The organism is Streptomyces sp. NPDC034099, from assembly GCF_055575415.1.
Genome location: NZ_JBVISR010000001.1, coordinates 878,613 through 893,943 on the forward strand (window position 1 = coordinate 878,613; position 15,331 = coordinate 893,943).

General features: G+C 70.2%; 21 protein-coding genes. 7 read left to right on the forward strand and 14 right to left on the reverse strand.

Annotated elements, in window-relative coordinates; translation table 11 throughout:
• The first annotated feature begins 17 nt into the window (after positions 1–17).
• Genes ACZ56V_RS04120 through ACZ56V_RS04145 form a run of 6 tightly spaced genes read left to right on the forward strand, consistent with a single transcriptional unit; the run spans position 18 to position 3,295 of the window.
• Entirely contained in the window at positions 18–1,157 is a 1,140-nt protein-coding gene (locus ACZ56V_RS04120; protein ID WP_468938988.1) for a hypothetical protein, read from the forward strand.
• A 2-nt stretch (positions 1,158–1,159) separates the two neighbouring features.
• Positions 1,160–1,480, forward strand: coding sequence for a hypothetical protein (locus ACZ56V_RS04125; RefSeq protein ID WP_398912197.1), 321 nt, complete (start codon positions 1,160–1,162; stop codon positions 1,478–1,480).
• Between the two features lie 30 nt (positions 1,481–1,510).
• Positions 1,511–2,137, forward strand: coding sequence for a hypothetical protein (locus tag ACZ56V_RS04130; RefSeq protein ID WP_467382489.1), 627 nt, complete (start codon positions 1,511–1,513; stop codon positions 2,135–2,137).
• A gap of 22 nt (positions 2,138–2,159) precedes the next feature.
• On the forward strand, positions 2,160–2,501 hold the full coding sequence (locus ACZ56V_RS04135; protein ID WP_398912195.1) for a hypothetical protein: 342 nt from the start codon (positions 2,160–2,162) through the stop codon (positions 2,499–2,501).
• 46 nt (positions 2,502–2,547) lie between these two features.
• Entirely contained in the window at positions 2,548–2,880 is a 333-nt protein-coding gene (locus tag ACZ56V_RS04140; RefSeq protein WP_468938992.1) for a hypothetical protein, read from the forward strand.
• On the forward strand, positions 2,828–3,295 hold the full coding sequence (locus ACZ56V_RS04145; RefSeq protein ID WP_468938994.1) for a hypothetical protein: 468 nt from the start codon (positions 2,828–2,830) through the stop codon (positions 3,293–3,295). Before ACZ56V_RS04140 ends, ACZ56V_RS04145 begins: the two co-directional genes overlap by 53 nt.
• An 81-nt stretch (positions 3,296–3,376) precedes the next feature.
• Here the strand turns inward: ACZ56V_RS04145 and ACZ56V_RS04150 are convergent, their stop codons facing one another.
• The 14 genes from ACZ56V_RS04150 to ACZ56V_RS04215 all read right to left on the reverse strand — a co-directional run bounded on the left by ACZ56V_RS04150 (position 3,377) and on the right by ACZ56V_RS04215 (position 14,500).
• Positions 3,377–3,970 (reverse strand): hypothetical protein, encoded by a 594-nt coding sequence (locus ACZ56V_RS04150; RefSeq protein ID WP_467382494.1) that lies wholly within the window; start codon positions 3,968–3,970, stop codon positions 3,377–3,379.
• 8 nt (positions 3,971–3,978) lie between these two features.
• Positions 3,979–4,623, reverse strand: coding sequence for a hypothetical protein (locus ACZ56V_RS04155; protein ID WP_467382496.1), 645 nt, complete (start codon positions 4,621–4,623; stop codon positions 3,979–3,981).
• Positions 4,620–5,948, reverse strand: a complete 1,329-nt coding sequence (locus ACZ56V_RS04160) for a hypothetical protein (protein WP_468938999.1) — start codon at positions 5,946–5,948, stop codon at positions 4,620–4,622. The genes ACZ56V_RS04155 and ACZ56V_RS04160 overlap by 4 nt, the downstream gene beginning before the upstream one ends.
• On the reverse strand, positions 5,945–7,369 hold the full coding sequence (locus ACZ56V_RS04165) for a putative T7SS-secreted protein (protein ID WP_468939001.1): 1,425 nt from the start codon (positions 7,367–7,369) through the stop codon (positions 5,945–5,947). Before ACZ56V_RS04165 ends, ACZ56V_RS04160 begins: the two co-directional genes overlap by 4 nt.
• Positions 7,366–7,692: a hypothetical protein gene (locus tag ACZ56V_RS04170; RefSeq protein WP_398912188.1), complete on the reverse strand. Its 327-nt coding sequence runs from the start codon at positions 7,690–7,692 to the stop codon at positions 7,366–7,368. Before ACZ56V_RS04170 ends, ACZ56V_RS04165 begins: the two co-directional genes overlap by 4 nt.
• A gap of 78 nt (positions 7,693–7,770) precedes the next feature.
• The gene (locus ACZ56V_RS04175; RefSeq protein ID WP_104632420.1) at positions 7,771–8,232 is read right to left on the reverse strand and encodes a TadE/TadG family type IV pilus assembly protein; all 462 of its coding nucleotides are present in this window, start codon (positions 8,230–8,232) and stop codon (positions 7,771–7,773) included.
• Positions 8,229–8,663, reverse strand: coding sequence for a TadE/TadG family type IV pilus assembly protein (locus tag ACZ56V_RS04180; RefSeq protein ID WP_398912185.1), 435 nt, complete (start codon positions 8,661–8,663; stop codon positions 8,229–8,231). The genes ACZ56V_RS04175 and ACZ56V_RS04180 overlap by 4 nt, the downstream gene beginning before the upstream one ends.
• The gene (locus ACZ56V_RS04185; RefSeq protein ID WP_241965470.1) at positions 8,664–9,044 is read right to left on the reverse strand and encodes a TadE family protein; all 381 of its coding nucleotides are present in this window, start codon (positions 9,042–9,044) and stop codon (positions 8,664–8,666) included.
• A gap of 193 nt (positions 9,045–9,237) precedes the next feature.
• Complete coding sequence (locus tag ACZ56V_RS04190) at positions 9,238–9,498, reverse strand: hypothetical protein (protein ID WP_031035077.1); 261 nt, start codon at positions 9,496–9,498, stop codon at positions 9,238–9,240.
• Between the two features lie 95 nt (positions 9,499–9,593).
• The gene (locus tag ACZ56V_RS04195; protein ID WP_398912184.1) at positions 9,594–10,514 is read right to left on the reverse strand and encodes a type II secretion system F family protein; all 921 of its coding nucleotides are present in this window, start codon (positions 10,512–10,514) and stop codon (positions 9,594–9,596) included.
• Entirely contained in the window at positions 10,511–11,512 is a 1,002-nt protein-coding gene (locus ACZ56V_RS04200) for a type II secretion system F family protein (protein ID WP_398912440.1), read from the reverse strand. The genes ACZ56V_RS04195 and ACZ56V_RS04200 overlap by 4 nt, the downstream gene beginning before the upstream one ends.
• A 50-nt stretch (positions 11,513–11,562) precedes the next feature.
• Positions 11,563–12,870: a CpaF family protein gene (locus ACZ56V_RS04205; protein WP_398912183.1), complete on the reverse strand. Its 1,308-nt coding sequence runs from the start codon at positions 12,868–12,870 to the stop codon at positions 11,563–11,565.
• The gene (locus tag ACZ56V_RS04210; protein ID WP_398912181.1) at positions 12,867–13,760 is read right to left on the reverse strand and encodes a hypothetical protein; all 894 of its coding nucleotides are present in this window, start codon (positions 13,758–13,760) and stop codon (positions 12,867–12,869) included. Before ACZ56V_RS04210 ends, ACZ56V_RS04205 begins: the two co-directional genes overlap by 4 nt.
• Positions 13,761–13,777: 17 nt before the next feature.
• Positions 13,778–14,500 (reverse strand): hypothetical protein, encoded by a 723-nt coding sequence (locus tag ACZ56V_RS04215; RefSeq protein ID WP_467382502.1) that lies wholly within the window; start codon positions 14,498–14,500, stop codon positions 13,778–13,780.
• A 501-nt stretch (positions 14,501–15,001) separates the two neighbouring features.
• On the opposite strand from ACZ56V_RS04215, the gene ACZ56V_RS04220 reads away from it, so the two are divergent.
• Positions 15,002–15,310, forward strand: coding sequence for a hypothetical protein (locus ACZ56V_RS04220; RefSeq protein WP_468939008.1), 309 nt, complete (start codon positions 15,002–15,004; stop codon positions 15,308–15,310).
• Positions 15,311–15,331 lie beyond the last annotated feature (21 nt).

Here is a 15,331-nt window from a genome sequence, read left to right on the forward strand (position 1 = left end):
CCGGTGCCGAGGACTGGGTGCGCAGGGCGACCGAGAAGAGCGACTCGTACGACCCGGCCAAGAACGGCGGCGAGGACGTCCCCAAGCCCGACGAGGCCGATGTGCGCCGCGCCACGCGTGACGCCCAGCACGCGAAGGCCCGCCAGGCGGCGGCGGAGCGGAATGTCGAAAGTGCTCAGAGCGCCCTGGACGCGGCCAAGAGACTCGCCGGTCAGGCGAAGGGGCTGCGTGAGGAGGCCGCTCGCCGGACGGTGACCAAGCTCCGGGAAGTCTCCGACGCCGGTATCCCGAACCGGCACTGGTGGGAGGAGATCGGCGACTGGGTCTCCGACCACTGGGACGAGATCGTCACCATATGCAAGTGGGTCGTGACGATCGTCGGCATCATCGTGATGATCGTGGGCGGCCCGCTGGGCTGGTTGGTTTTCGCGGCGGCACTTGTCGTGATGGCGGACACGATAAGAAAGGTCATCAAGGGTGAGGCGGGCTGGGGCGATCTCCTATGGGCCGCCTTGGACTGCATACCCGCCACCAAGGGCTTCACCAGCCTCGCCAAGCTCGGCAAGCTGTGGAAGGCGGGCGGGCTGAAGGCGCTCGGCGCCGGGTTCATGGGCGGCATCGGCGGCGGCCTCAAGAACGTGGCGCAGGCACTTCGCGGAATTCGTGGGGCCACAGGGATCAGACAGGTCGAACGTCTGCTGCAAACAGGGGGATCGCTACGTCGCGTACGTGGCGACGTGGACTTCGTCACCGACTGGGCAGAGGAAGCGTATGACGTCATCCGTTCGACCGACGACATCGACAACGTCGCCAGAACTGCCACAGAACATGGATTCTCCCGGTTCGAGATCGAACAGATCAAGAACCACCTCTTCCACGAGGAGCATCTCCTCGACAGTTACGGCGATGCCTACATGGCACGCTTCGATGCGAATCCGCGCATCGCCGAAGCGTGGCAGAGGCTCGACAATGGAAATCCACACCCGGCAGACATCGACCTGCTACGGCACGAACTGCACGAGTCCAACTACATGAAAGACACCGGAAATCCAAGCTACAGCACGGCCCACAGCGCCACGATCGATGCTGGCTACACTTGGGACCAAGCTGCCGCAGCCCGTGATGGCCACGGGCGGCCGGTCAGCGTGGAGGAATAGCGATGGCCCACTCTTTCCAACTGAAGCTGACGTCCGACGGAACGTCCCCTCATCTCTACCGTGCACTTGTCGACGGCACACTGGAGGCTTTCATCATCCTGAACGAAGAGTCGGCGACTGTGTCTCTTGCAGACCATGAAGGACATCCGGCAGGCGGGTTGCGGATGTCTTTTCCAGGTGGACAACTCGAAGTGACAGAAAAGAACTCAACCGATTCCCCTCCACTCGATTTGGAAGATTTCAAGTTGTTGGCAGCCCACCTCGGAACCCAGTGGAGGAAGCAAGGCAAGGCGCCCACCGAGATTCGCAAGTTCTTCGCCTGATCCATTTCCGTTCCCAGTAAATGAGCAGCCATGACTTCAGTGGACGTTTCACCGGCCGCATTCTCCCTCTCGGTCCCGGAGTCGTGGTGGGAGTTCGAAATCCGGCCCGAAGGCCGGGAGGCGACGATTCGAGCCTTGGTCGATGAACGTCTCGACGAGACGCCCGAGTTGGCCCCCTACCGCGCCGACCTGACCGCCATGCTGCGGAAAATGGCCAAGGACGCCCACGACTCCGGTGCCCTCTACCTGGGCTGTATGGCCGAGAACTTCGACGGTGTGCCTCTCGCCGCGACCGTCACCGTCTCCGTTCTCGGCGCCAAAAACAAGGAGGGGGTCGCCCTGTCCACCGATCCCCGGGCCATCGCCGACAGCCTGCGGACGATCACCGCGCGACGGGAAGGGGACGCCTGGCGCAAGGTGACGACCGTCGACATTCCCGAAGTGGGCCCGGCCGCGCGGACGTACGGCGTGGAGGACGTGCCCGTCGCGCAGGGCGACAGTCGTACGCTTCGTATGGTGCTGACGCAGACGTACATCCCCGTCCCGGGAACCACCGACCAGGTCGTCCTCGTCTCCGGAGCCAGCCCGGTGCTGGATCTCGCCGAGGCGTTCCACGACATCTTCGACGCTGTGACCGGCACGTTCCGTTTCGTCTGACCCGCAGAGAGGACTTCGGGCCATGGGCAAGAGCGACCTCGCGATCCCGTTGACCGAGTTGGAGGACTACGGTCGCCAGCTGCGATCGCTCAAGACGAGGCTGAACCACACCAAGAAGCTCTTCGAGTCCTACAAGGACGACATCGGCGACGGCAGCGTCAACGACGCGCTCGACGACTTCGAGTCCAACTGGGAGGACGGCCGCGAGGACATCACCCAGCAGCTCGACGCACTCGCCAGCATGTCGGACGCCGTGGTCCGCGAGTTCAAGAAGCTCGACGACGACCTCACCAAGAAGGTCAACGACGCCGTGAAGACGGAGGACAAGCGGGGCGGGAAGGGCGGCAAGGGCGGCGACAAGTAAGCAGATGGTCAGGGTCCCCGTGCCTCACCTCGTCGGTGAGCCGCAGTTGGAAGCCGACTTCTCTCCCGGCACGCTCCCCAACGAGCTGGCCGGGCCCTTGGCCAGGTTTTTGGAAGAAGCCGAACCCTTACTGATCTCACCGGGCACGCTGCCGGATCCGTTCTCCGACTCGGCGGACATGCGCGTACGCGTGGGGATCATGACCGACGGACGCTGGGTCTGGACCCTCGCCTGGTCGGACCACGTCCGGCAGCACCGCGTGGCGCCGCCACCGGCGTTCGTCCGGCACGCCGCCTCGCTCCATTTCTCGGCCCCGGAGGTCAGCGTTGAACGAGCACTGGACATCGCGCGGGCCGAAGGGCTCCCGGTGCCCGACTGAGGGCGCCCCGACGGCACGTACGGTCAGAACCGTCGGGTTCTTCGACGAGCTCTCGCCCGGCTGGGGGCTCCTCACCGACGGCACGATCAAGGACGCCGTCAGGTCGTCGGCGGACACCGACGAGCACCGACTCGTCGCCTACCTCCGGCGAGGCTCCGGGATCTGGTCGGAGATGGGCGCGCAGGCCGACGTGCTGGATCCCGAAGGGCCGACCCTGGTGAGCGCCGGCTCGCTCCTCACGGACGGTGCCTGGCTCTGGCGGGACGATCTCGCGTACTACGTGGACAAGTATCACCTGGTCCTGCCTGGAGACTTCGTCGCGCGTGCCAGAGGGCTGGACTACCGACCCCCGGAGGTCCCGGAGAGCAGGCTCGTCGAGATTCTGACGCTGGATCTCGGGATCCCCATGGGGTGAGCGACGCCGCCACGCCCGCTCATCCCACCTCGTTCTCCGCCACCGCTCGTGCCGGCAGGCGGCGCCCGCCGGACTTCCGTGTCACAGGTGCAGCGTCCCCGCGATGGTGTCCACGATGCTCTCCAGTGGCTCGTCCAGGACCGGTTCCGTCCAGGAGACCAGGAGGGTGATGGCCGCGTCCGTCGTCGCGGGGCGGACGGCGTAGAAGAGGGTGTGGACGACCGGGCGGGGACCGAGGAGCCGTTTCCTCTCCTCGATGAGGTTCTGGCGGATGCGGACCGCGTCGCCCAGGGGAAGGCCTACCTCGCGGACGTCGGGTTCGCCGAAGTCCCTCGCCGTCATGTGCTCGGTGAGGAGCGGGAGGGTGATCTCCGGGAACGTGGCGTCCGGGTGGATGGCGTCGAGTTCGAGGACGGCCGCCACCGTCTGGTGACCGCTGAGGTACCAGCCGAAGGCGCCCAGGGGTTCGCGGGTACGGCTGTCGGCCGCGGCGCGTTTGAGGTCGCGGGCCAGGAGACGGGCGTTGCCCTTCTCGCCATCGCGTGCGTACCGTTCGACCAGCTCCCCGGCCTGGTGCCTGGCCCAGTAGTCGAGGTCGATCGTCCCGGCGACGGGGAACGGGACCCAGTCCTCCGAGCACTCCAGCCCAAGGTTCGACAGGTCGTCGGCGGTCATGTCCGGGGTCACTCCGTCCAGGTCAGCGAGCCGGCGATCGCGTCGAAGAGGCCGGCCATCGCGTCGGCGATCGGCTCCAGGGGCGTGGAGAAGGTGAGCAGCAGGTACGCCGTCGTGCCGGGGACGGGGAAGTGGTACTCCACCGAGACGGAGGCATGGGCTGCATGGGGGGCGTCCGGGCCGTTCTCGCCCGGCTGCCGGGTGAGTCTGCGGACCCGTACGGCCGTGCCCGCGGTCAGTTCCTCGACGGCGATCTCGGGCACCGGCGTGCCTGCGTTCCCGCTCCCGTCCGCCGTCGCCTCCGCGTCCTCGGCGAGGGTGCGGGCCAGGTCCTCCGGCGGGAGCGGTTCCGCGTGGCGCAGGGGCGCCAGGGTGACGAGGAGCGAGGCGGGGACGGTGAAGGGGCCGACCGCCTGGAGGCTCAGGAACAACTCGATCCCACCGCCGCGGTACGCCTTGGCGGCCCGGCGCCGCAGGTCGTCGCGCAGCTCCTCCTTGAGGTGCGGGGCGTTGTCGATGCCGCGGAACTGGCGCTCCACCAGTGCGTCGACGGAGCGGTCCCGCTGGTCGGGGTCGAGCAGGATCCGGAACCAGCCCTCGGGCAGCAGCAGACGGTAGTCGGTAGGGGGCGTGGGGCTTTCGGTGCGCGTCATGGGGCAACTTTCCTCGGTGTCGTCCGTTCCGGGACCGGCCGGTCGAGGCGGAGGCGGCTGCGCAGTTGGTGAACCCCGGAAGGGGCGCCCTGGAGGGCGAGGCCGACCGCTCCCAGGAGTACGGCGGTGAGTGCGGCGTCCGGGTGCTCGTCGGTGATCCGCAGGCCCTGGATGACGGAGAAGAGGGAGCCGATGGCCATGACCGCGGTGGAGGACACCCCGGCGATGGTCCCGGGGAAGCGCGACCTGCGGCGGGCCTCCGTGCCTGATCCGGGGAGCATGCGCAGGCCCAGCACCGGCCCCTTCGGCCAGATCACCTTCCCGGTCAGACGGCGTTCGGACACCGCCAGCCCCGCGGCCCTCCGCAGCCGGGCCCAGCCGTCGGCGCCCGTCTCACCCCCGAACCAGAGGTCCCAGGGCAGGACGGCCCGCACCTGCTCCGCCGGTCCCCGGAGTTCCACGCCGAGTTCGGAGCCCGCGCGGTCGCGGACCCGGACCAGTGACGTCACCGCGTGCGCGCCGGTCAGCGGGAACCAGTACTCCTGCCCGCCCAGATCCCGCAGGACCAGGTCGCGGTCCTGCACCCGCAGCTCGGTGTCCCGGCAGAACCGCACCGTGGCGCCGAGGCCCGGCGCGGGAGAGGGGCCGACACGCTCGCGCACGGCGGGGGCGTACCGGCGCAGGCGTACCCGGGTCCAGGCGCGCAGCGACAGCCTCGCCACCGGTGCGACGGCCGCGGTGGCCGCCAGAAGGAGGATGAGCCAGGGCACCGTGGTCCCGGAGAACAGTACGGCCGTGAACGCCGCGAACCACGCGGCCCCGGCGACGGCTCGGACACCCCAGTACCAGTACGGGAAGACGTTGCCCGGCCCCAGCACGGCTCCTCCGCCGCCCGAGGCCACCATCGGGTCCTCTCTGTCCCGCACCACGTGCAGGGGGATTCCCGCCACCTTGAGAAGGTGGGACACCCCCGTGCGGCTGAGGAGTTGTTCGCCCCGGACGGAGCGTTTGGGAAGGACGGGCGACTCCGGCAGCCAGTCCTCGAGGTCGAAACGGCCGATGAGCGCCCCGTCGCGGTCCTGGAGCTGGAGTTCGCCCCAGGACCCGGGCAGGGTCGGGCCCACGCGTTCCCGGTCCTCGCCGGGGGCGTCTACGAACACGGCCCGCGTGATGCCGTTGCCGCCCACCGGGTGGCGGGCGGTGCGGCGGCGGGTATGCAGGATCAGGGCGCCGTCTTCGCAGGAGAGCCGTGCGGAGTGGCAGCGTTCGAGGCCGGGGCCGCGCGAGGCGGCCGGCCTGAGGGCGGGCTCGGAGGGCGGGGTCATCCCGTCGTCCGGTCGTAAAGGGACGTGACCGCCCCGTAGGCCCCCTCGGCACCGGCGGCCACACCGGTGGCCGTGGCCCCCGCCCAGGCATTGGTCTGGCCGGAGAAGTTGCCCAGCGCATTGCTGACCGCGGGCATCTGTGCGGCGGCCGGAGCGATGCCGTCGAGGTCTGCGGCGGCCCTCGCCAGGTCCGGGTCGAGGGTGCCCGCCGAACGGGGCGGCGCCATCCCGCCGAGGCCCTCTCGCCAGCCCTGCTTGGAGAACGCGTTGCTGATCGACTTCACCCCGCCGACAGTGTCCCGGTACATGGAGACGGGGCTGAAGCCCTCCTTGATGTTGCTCCAGGTGGGCAGTTTCCCCTTGGGCATGTTGGCCATGGCCTTCGCCGCGTCCTTGCCCCGGACCGCGCCCTGGGCGCCCCGGTTGGCGAGGTTCCATGCCTTGTTGGTCTTCATGCCGGACGCGACCGCGCTCTTGTACAGATTGCTGCGGGCCAGTGCCTTGCTGCCCGCGGCCACCCCCTTGGCTCCTGCCATCGCCGCCCGGCCGAGGCCGAAGGTGGCCACGCCGACGGCGTCCAGGATCACCGACTTCCAGCTCCCCTCGCCGCCCAGGGCCAGCACCAGGTCGGTGGCGAGGGCGACGACGCTGGCCAGCAGGGCGACCGCGTTGGCGACGGCCGCGATGGCCTGCCCGATGACGGGGATCCAGCCCAGGGCGAGTGCCGCGACACCCGCCCACAGGGCGATACGCCCCGCCCACTTGGAGATCTGGGTGAGCCAGCCCGCGTTCTCGTGGACCCAGTTCTTGAACTTGTCCTTCCAGCCGTCCTTGAGACCGTCGTTCTCGATGACGTCGTGGATGGCGTCGGCGGCCCGGCGCGCGGCGGCGTCCCTGACTTCCTTGGCGGTGTGGAGCGCTTCCCTGGCCGAGGCCAGCGCCGACGACGCGTTCTCCTTCTGTTCCTCGTACTTCTTGGTGTCCGGGTCGTCCTTGGGGATGTCGTCGGGCTGCCCGTCCAACGACTTCAGGGCGGCGCCGAGGTCCTCGTCGGCGGCTTCCGCGTCGCGCAGCGCCTTGTCGGCCATCTGCTGGGCCCGGTGCAGCTCCGAGGCGAACTCGGTGCTGCACACGCCGTCCACGACCTGGGTTCCGAGCGCGTCGGCCGCCTCGTCGTACCGCTTGAACGCCTTGCGGAGCTTGTCACCGGCGCCCTCGGCGGCCGACCTGAACTCGGTGGCGGCCTTGCCCTTCCAGTTCTCGACGGAGGCCAGCTCCTTGATCTCGCGGGCCTCCTTCTCGATGGCCTCCGCCGTCCTGCGCAACTGCCGGCCGAGTTTCGCCACCTCTTCCGGGTCGCCGGGCAGCGGGTCGGAGCTCTCGTCGAGCACCGCCCAGCGGTGGTTCGCGGGACGCGTCACTTGCCGCCGCCCTTCTTCCCGGACTTGCCCTTCTCGTCCGCGCGTCTGAGCGCTTCGGCGAGTTCGTGGTCGATCTTGTCGTACGAGTCGGCCGCGCCTTTGGTGATCCCGTGCAGCTTCTCCAACTCGTCCGTCAGCTGTCTGCGGTGGATCTTCCAGTTGCTGCCGAACTTGTCGAAGGCGTCGAGGATCTTCTGCGACCCGATCTCGCCGATCCCGTATCCCTCGGCCGGATTGGCCCGCTCGGCGAAGGTGCCGCGGATCCGCTTCAGCGCGCGGGCACTCTCCCGGATCCGGTCTATGTCCGCTTCCTGGTCTCCCATGGTCGCGTTCTCCTCCTGACCCTTCTTACTGCCTTGCTCTGCTGCCTTGCTCGCGCTCGCCCAGCCCGGGTGTGGGGCTCAGCCCACCTCGTTCTCCGCCACCGCCTGGCCGTGGACCACCACGTCGCCGCCGTAGAACATGCCGGTGAAGACCGGGGAGTAGGTGAGCTGGACCTCGACCTGTACCTGGGCCGCGTCGGCCGTGACGCAGTGGGTCGCGGCGATGTCCGCGCCGGTCATGTCCATCTCGGCGGCGAAGGCCTTCACGCGGGCGTTGCAGTTCTCGTAGTTGATGGGGGCGGGGCCGCCCACGTCGTCGTAGAGGGCCTCGCGGTCGATGTCCTGGGCGGCGTAGCGGGCGGCCTGTTCGGCGATGTCCGCGGCGCGTTCGCGCTTGGAGATGGACATGCCGCCGTCGATGACGAAGGCCGAGAGGGAGAGGAAGACCAGCGCGAAGATGATGACCGCGCCGGCGCCCGAGCCTCGGTCGTCCAGCCGGGTGCGCCGGTCCGCGAGCCACGCGCGTACCAGAGATCTCACGCCGTCCTCCGGTACGGGTCCAGCGGGGAACTGAAGGTCGCCGACAGGGTGGTGGGGATGTCCAGGCCGATCGAGGCCAGGCCGCGTACCTCGCAGCTCACCTCGACCGTGAAGAGGGTGTCCGGTTCGAAGCCCGCGCTCTTCTGGACGACCGAGACCGGGCCGGAGCAGACGTCCGAGAGGTTCGCCTCGGCGGCCTTCTTCGCCTCGGCGATCGCCGTACCGTGGTCCTTCTGGATCGAGCCCGCGCGGGCCGCGTCCCTGGCGGCGCCGTCGAGTGCGCCGCGGCCGTCGACCAGCTGGCCGAAGGCCACCAGGACGAGGATGAAGAGGATCATCACGGGGGCCAGGATGACCACCTCGATGGTGGACAGGCCCCGGTCGCCCCCGTTCCCCTGCGGTCGGCCGGCCCTGAGGCGGGAGGGGTCCATCTAGTTGCCCCCCTCCTGCACGAAGCGCTCGACCGGGCCCATCGACTGTGCGTGCACCGTCAGGTCCAGGCCCGGGAAGACCGTGGGGATGCGGGCCGTGATCTCCACTCCGACCGTGTTCTGCTCGGGCTGCACGGTCTTCACGTCGGGTGACAGGACCAGTTGCGGGCCGAGTTGGCGGATGTAGCTGTCGACCACGTCCTGGGCCTCGCCCCGCCACGCGCCGGGCTGGGCGTCGGCCGTCGCGCGGGCCTTGCGCGCGCCCGCCTGGGCCGCGGCCTGCGCCACGTGGTCGGCGAAGAAGTACAGACCGAACTGCACCGTCGCGAAGATCATGAAGAACAGGACCGGAGTGAGCAGCACGAACTCGATCGCGGTCATGCCGGAGTCGTCGCCGCGGATGGTGGCGGCCTCCCGCGCGGCGTCCACCCTGCGGCGCACCCGTCTGTGCACGCTCCCGAGTGCGCCCCTGAGCACGCCGCGCACAGCGCCCGGCGTCCTCGTCCCCGTCTGTCCCGTCACGTCGTCCCCGTCAGCGCCAATAGCCGTAGAGCCGTACAGCCGCGTACGGCCGTCAGCAGGTCTTGCCCGCGTCCGCGCCCTTGATGCAGTCGCCGACCTTGTTGGCGCCGTCGCTGAGCGCGGCGTTGATGATGGCGGCCACCACGCCGACGATCGCGACGACGACCGCGGAGATGATGACCCACTCGACCGCGGAGGCGCCGCGGTCCAGTTCGCCGGAGCGGGCGCGGTCCACGCGGGCCCGCAGGAAGGTGATCAGGAAGTCGACGGGCACGATGCCCGTGGTGCCGGTGCGGAAGTTCCGTCCGTTCATGGTGGGTTCTGTCCTCTCGTATCAGTTCTGGGAGCGAAGCGGCTCGGAGCTGCTGGATCGGGTCCGGGGCGGGGGCGGGGGCGGGGAAAGCTGCGTCACACCTGGAACACCCTCATCGCCGCCGGATAGATCAGGAACACCAGGAACCCGGCGCACAGCAGGAGCTGGGCCACGAGCATCGACTGGGACTTCTCACCCGCGCTGCCCTCGATCTCGGAGAGTTCGCGGTGCCGCATGGTCTCGGCGCGGGAGGCGAGGGACTCGCGGACCTTGGCGCCGTCGTCCGCCACCAGGGCGAGGGACGCGGAGAGGTCCTTGAGTTCCTCGACGCCCAGGTCCTCGCCGAGCTGGCCCAGCGCCTGCCACTGGCTGATGCCCGTGATGCGCGCGTCGGCCAGCGCGTTGCGGATGCGGTGGGTGGCCCAGCCGTCCGACACCTCGGCCGCCGCCATCAGCGCCTCCGGCAGACCGCGGCCGCCGGCCAGGCTCATGGAGACCAGGTCCAGGTAGGCGCCGATGACGCGCCGCAGGTCCCGGCGCTTCTCGGCGGCGTCCCTGCGGACCTCCAGGTCGGGGAGGAAGAAGAAGAGCGCGGCGCAGAGCAGGGCCATCCAGACCGGGATGATCGGGCTGTCGCCGAAGCCCAGCTGCCACACGATGGCGAACAGGAACGGGCCGAAGAACAGCCCGCCCGCGGCCAGCAGCGCCTTCGTGGCCAGGAACTTCTCCCAGCTGCGGTCGAGGACCGCCAGGTCCGCGCGCAGCGAGCGCTGCTCCCAGCCCTGCTGGAGGTACAGCTCGGCGACCCGGGCGCCGACCTGGGCCCGCAGCGAACCGAGGCGGCTGGTGTCCTTCGCCGCGCGTGACGACTCGTACGCCGCTCCGCGCGCCCGCATGGCGTCGATCCGGGCGACCTGCTGGATCGGGCTGCGTCGGCTCGGCATCAGGGCGCGGACCAGGGCGTAGATGCCCAGGCCGATGACGGCGCCGACCAGGACCGGCATGGTCAGATTCATCGTCGTACCCCCTCGTCCCCAGACGCCGGCGACGGCTGCGCCGGTTGCGGCAGGCGCTGCACGGGCTGCCCCGGCTGACCGGGGTGGCCCGGCTGGCCCGGCGTGCGGGGACGTACGAACTGGACGTCGGAGCCGTCGCGGACCAGGAAGCGTTCCGGCGTCTCGATGGTCGACAGCTTGCGCAGCCACCAGAAGCCCAGCGCGAACAGCCCGCACACGCAGGCCAGGACGAGCTGGCCGACGGGTGAGCCGTACGGCTCGACGAAGTCCCGGTTGAAGATGGACAGGCCGAGGACGAAGAGGACCGACACCGCCACCACGATCTGCACGGACCGGCGGGTCGAGGCGCGCTGCGCCATCACGCGCTGGCGCATGTCGACCTCCTCGCGCGCCGACTTGGCGAGCGCGCCGAGGACCTGCCGCAGACCCGGGCCGCGCAGCCGTGCGTTGAGGATCAGCGCCGCGACGATGATGTCGGCGGACGCGTCGTCGATCTCGTCGGCGAGGTGCTGGAGCGCGTCGGGCAGCGGGGTGCGCGAGCGCAGCCGGTCGACCAGGGCGTCCAGGTGGGGCCGCAGGACCGGGGCGGCGGCGCGTGCCGAGGCGGGGATGGCCTGCTCCAGGCCGACCGCGCCCGCGATGGTGTCGCGCAGCGACTCCGTCCAGGAGGCGAGGGCCTCGACCCGCTTCATGGCCGCGCGTTCCTCGGAGGCACCGCCGAAGAGGCGGTCCCAGAAGAAGACGAGGACACCGGCCGCGATGCCGAGCACCGCCCAGCGGGTCAGGAGCAGGACGGCGAGGCCGACGAGGGCCGCGGCGGAGCCGCGCCGGCCCGCCCAGCGGATCAGCTCGTTGACGCGCTCGCTGGCCTGCCGCTTCTCGTGCTCGGGCCTGGCGGGCAGTCCGCGCACCGCGACCAGGAAGAGGGCGAGGCCGCCGCCGACGGCGACACCGCAGCCGAGCGCGTACAGGACGGTGGTCGAGAACAGTCCGCCCATGGAGCCGAGCGAGCCCGGCGCCGCGAGTGTGGTCATCCGCATCCTCCCCGTCACCCCCACGTTCCGTTGGGCCGGTAGCCGTAGGCGATGAGATCCTCCAGGCAGGCGATGGGGGCGTGCGGTACGACCTGGCCGTCGGGCGCTTCGGCGAACACCTCGCTGGACAGCACGCGGCCGTCGACGCCGTTGACCTCGCGGACCGAGGTGACCGTGCGCTGGAGGCGGCCGCCGCTCTGGAAGTCGTTGCGCCGCTGGACGAAGACGACGAAGTTGACGGCGCCCGCCACCAGCATCTGGCTGGCCTCGATCGGCAGCCGCTCGGTCGCCTGGAGGGCGTACGTGGAGATGCGGTTGAAGACCTCGTGCGAGCTGTTGGCGTGGATCGTGGAGAGCGAGCCGTCGTTGCCCTGCGACATCGCGTTGAGCATGGTGACGATCTCGTCGCCGAGCACCTCACCGACGATGACGCGGGAGGGGTTCATACGCAGCGAACGGCGGACCAGTTCCGCCATGCCGATGGCGCCCTGCCCCTCGGAGTTGGGCAGCCGCTCCTCGAACGCCACGACGTTGGGGTGGAGTTCGGGGAAGGTGTCGAGGCCCAGCTCCAGCGCGCGCTCCACCGTGATCAGCCGCTCGTGCGGCGGGATCTCGTTGGCGAGGGCGCGCAGCAGCGTCGTCTTTCCGGCGTTGGTGGCGCCGGCGATCATGATGTTCTTGCGGGCCCGGACCGCGCAGGCCAGGAAGTGGCCCAGCTCGGGGGTAAGGGTGCCGTTGCCGACCAGGTCGGAGATGAAGACCTTGCCCAGGCGGGCGCGGCGGATGGAGAGCGCCGGGCGCCGGGCGACGTCCATGACCGCCGACAGTCGCGAACCGTCGGGCAGCCTGAGGTCCAGCTGCGGGTTGGCGGAGTCGAAGGGGCGGGAGGAGAGGCCCGAGTAGGCGCCGAGGATCTGGATCAGCTCGATGAGCTCCTCGTCGGTCTCGGCGACCGGCTCGCCGCGCACCTCGCGCCCGTCGGAGTAGCCGACGAAGACGTGGTCGCAGCCGTTGATGTCGATGTTCTCGACCTCGGGGTCGTCGAGCAGCGGCTGCAACCGCCCGACGCCGAAGAGCGCGGCGTGCACGGCCGCCGCGTACGCCTCCTCCGTCTCCGCGTCCAGCGGCGTACGCCCGGCGTTGATCTCGGCGCGGGCGTACTCCTCGAGTATCTGCGCGATGACGGCGCGCGCGTAGTGCCGTTCGTCCTCGGTGGACATCGGCGTGACGCCGGCGACCTGGTCCTGACGGCGCTGCTCGGCGATGCGGTCGCCGGCGTCCTGCCGGAACCGCTTGACCAACGAGTGGTCGACAGCGGTCATCGGCCGGCCCCCGCGTGGCCGGACATGCCGGCCGGACCGGCATGGCCCGCGGCACCGGGACCGGCGTGACCGGCCGGACCCGTGGGCATCGACCAGGCGGCGCCGAACTGCTGGTACAGGTCCGAGGTGACCTTGCGGGCCGAGCGGATGAGCAGCGACTTCTCCAGCCGGCCGCGCCTGCGACCGGCCAACTGGTCGGCCCCGGCGGGGTCGTCGGCGATCGTGCCGACCACGCGGGCACCGGTCTGGGCGTGCACCAGCATGTCGTTGACCTGGCTGGAGAGCTTGCCGGCGCTGTTGGTGTCGGCGACGAGGACGACGCCGATCAGCGGCATGCCGAGGCTCGCGGCGCCGCGCGCTCCGCCGTGCAGCTTGTTGGACAGGGCGGCGGCGCGGTCCCGTACCCGGGCGATGGCCTCCGGCTCGGTGCGGGAGATCAGCAGCACCAGGGCGGCGTGCGGGAAGAGTTCCGTGGCCGGGGAGTCCCCGCTGACCCGGCCGCAGTCGGCGATGACGTCGGCGGGCGCGTTCGGGGAGTCGGCGAGGGAGGCGAAGGCCCGGCCGAGGGTGGGCCACAGCCCGGCGAGTCCGGCGGCCTGCTCGGAGATGCCGAGGCCGACGAGGACTTCGAGGCCGCCGCTGAGCGGCTGTACGTGGTCCCAGAGCTGGTCGGGCACGAGGCCGCGGCGCGCGGTGGCGGCGATCGACAGCATGCCGGTGTTCGGGTTCAGCGGACCGCCGTGCGCGGCCGCCGACCGGTACACCAGGTCGCCGCCCGCCGGGTCGGTCTCGGCGAGCAGGACACGGCGCGGCCAGACCGCCGCGAGGGCGACGGCCGCGGTGGTGACACCGGGGGAACCCTTGTCGGCGGCGAGGGCGATGAGGGCCATGGCTTCTTCGTCGCCTTCTAGTTGCCGGGGATCAGGACGACGGCGACCTCGCCGGCGGACGCGGCCTGTGTCAGCGCCGGGACGTCGTCGAGGTCGACGGTCAGCGTGACGGGCAGGTTGGTGCTGGCGAGGCTGTCGCCGGAGGACGCGTTGGCGTCCTCGACCACTGCCCGCTCGACCAGCAGCGAGCTGTCGGCGCCACCGGCGGAACCGGACGCCCCGTCCTGACCGCTGCCGCCGGAGGTCTTGTTGCCGACGCGGTAGACGGCGACGTTGTCGCCCGAGTCCAGGCCCTTCGGGTACTGGCCCTCCTTGAGGGAGACGCCGACCGTGGCCTTGCCCTCCTCCATGCCGGACTTGTCGGCGAACATCTCCCCGACGACGACCGTGCCCTTGTAGAGGGTGGACTTGGCCTGGAGCTTCTTCAGGCTTTCGCGCTGGGACCAGGCGACGAAGTTGGCACCGGAGTCGTCGTTCACCATGACGGACTTGGTGTTGTCGTCGGTGATGGACTCACCGGCCTTGATGTCGGCCGTCAACTGGATGGCCTCCACCCGGTCCCCGGCCCGCAGCACCAGCATCGTCGCGCCCAGCGCGCCCACCAGGATCAGCAGCACCGCCAGTGCGGCCAGCGCCGGTTTGCGCTCGCGAGGGGGGCTGGGAAGCCGGTCACCGACCGACGGCTGAGCCGGAGCCGCGGAACGTCCCGCGCCCGCCCCCGTACGCTCCTGGATCTTCACGCAACCGCTCCCCGTACAACCAAGAAAATTGTCTGCCACGTACCCACTCGGACGCCGATCGCCCAAGTGCGCAGAATCATCTGCAATTTCGGACACTTCACCCGTGTCCGCCCGACCGCTGGCGTCCCGGGGCATCCCCTGACGCACCCGCCCGACCTGGGCGAATAACCAGCAGTAAGGCGAGTGTCAAGCCATCGCACCGTATCAGCCGCACATAAGCCCCTCAAGGCATGCCCACCCGCGGCCCACCCGCCCCGTCCACCGTTACTCATCTGCAACTTCGCGCCATTGCAACCCCGTTGAGCACGGCCCGCCGAGCGACCCCTCCCACTGTGCTCGCGCTAATTCAGCACGGCCAGTCCCGGACACCGTCCGCGTGCCTTTCGTCACGGAGCGCCCATGGGTCCTGCACGAATCACTCACGAGGAGTCCGACGGCCCGTGCCATGATCTTCGCTCGGATCAGTGACGGGGCGCGTACGGAGAGAGAACGGGGGAACAGATGAGTCTGCTTCCGGTGAGCGGGGCGGCGTTGCGGTCCGACGCCCGGGTACGGGATGCCGCGCGGGACATCAGCGCCCGGTACGGCGTCGACTACACCGACGACGCGGCCGTGACGGAACTGCTGGCGGAGCGCCGCAAGGCCCTGGAGGCGGAACAACGCCGGCCGGCGGCCTGGCTGGGTCTGCTGGAGGAGGAGTTGCGCGAGGAGGCGCTGAAGTACGTCAAGGCGCTGGAGGCGGCGCAGGCAGCGGGCGCACGCGTACCGGAACTCTCTCCGCAGCTGCGCGAACTGGTCGACGGCGGCTGACCCCTCTCCCCACCACCTGTC

What these genes read in the sequence shown, in the direction of transcription:
- ACZ56V_RS04195 (WP_398912184.1), bottom strand. Translation starts at nt 10,514, where the DNA reads ATGAATCTGACCATGCCGGTCCTGGTCGGCGCCGTCATCGGCCTGGGC.
- ACZ56V_RS04135 (WP_398912195.1), top strand. Translation starts at nt 2,160, where the DNA reads ATGGGCAAGAGCGACCTCGCGATCCCGTTGACCGAGTTGGAGGACTAC.
- ACZ56V_RS04220 (WP_468939008.1), top strand. Translation starts at nt 15,002, where the DNA reads ATGAGTCTGCTTCCGGTGAGCGGGGCGGCGTTGCGGTCCGACGCCCGG.
- ACZ56V_RS04185 (WP_241965470.1), bottom strand. Translation starts at nt 9,044, where the DNA reads ATGACCGCGATCGAGTTCGTGCTGCTCACTCCGGTCCTGTTCTTCATG.
- ACZ56V_RS04150 (WP_467382494.1), bottom strand. Translation starts at nt 3,970, where the DNA reads ATGACCGCCGACGACCTGTCGAACCTTGGGCTGGAGTGCTCGGAGGAC.
- ACZ56V_RS04180 (WP_398912185.1), bottom strand. Translation starts at nt 8,663, where the DNA reads ATGGACCCCTCCCGCCTCAGGGCCGGCCGACCGCAGGGGAACGGGGGC.
- ACZ56V_RS04130 (WP_467382489.1), top strand. Translation starts at nt 1,511, where the DNA reads ATGACTTCAGTGGACGTTTCACCGGCCGCATTCTCCCTCTCGGTCCCG.
- ACZ56V_RS04125 (WP_398912197.1), top strand. Translation starts at nt 1,160, where the DNA reads ATGGCCCACTCTTTCCAACTGAAGCTGACGTCCGACGGAACGTCCCCT.
- ACZ56V_RS04190 (WP_031035077.1), bottom strand. Translation starts at nt 9,498, where the DNA reads ATGAACGGACGGAACTTCCGCACCGGCACCACGGGCATCGTGCCCGTC.
- ACZ56V_RS04210 (WP_398912181.1), bottom strand. Translation starts at nt 13,760, where the DNA reads ATGGCCCTCATCGCCCTCGCCGCCGACAAGGGTTCCCCCGGTGTCACC.
- ACZ56V_RS04205 (WP_398912183.1), bottom strand. Translation starts at nt 12,870, where the DNA reads ATGACCGCTGTCGACCACTCGTTGGTCAAGCGGTTCCGGCAGGACGCC.
- ACZ56V_RS04170 (WP_398912188.1), bottom strand. Translation starts at nt 7,692, where the DNA reads ATGGGAGACCAGGAAGCGGACATAGACCGGATCCGGGAGAGTGCCCGC.
- ACZ56V_RS04155 (WP_467382496.1), bottom strand. Translation starts at nt 4,623, where the DNA reads ATGACGCGCACCGAAAGCCCCACGCCCCCTACCGACTACCGTCTGCTG.
- ACZ56V_RS04160 (WP_468938999.1), bottom strand. Translation starts at nt 5,948, where the DNA reads ATGACCCCGCCCTCCGAGCCCGCCCTCAGGCCGGCCGCCTCGCGCGGC.
- ACZ56V_RS04200 (WP_398912440.1), bottom strand. Translation starts at nt 11,512, where the DNA reads ATGGGCGGACTGTTCTCGACCACCGTCCTGTACGCGCTCGGCTGCGGT.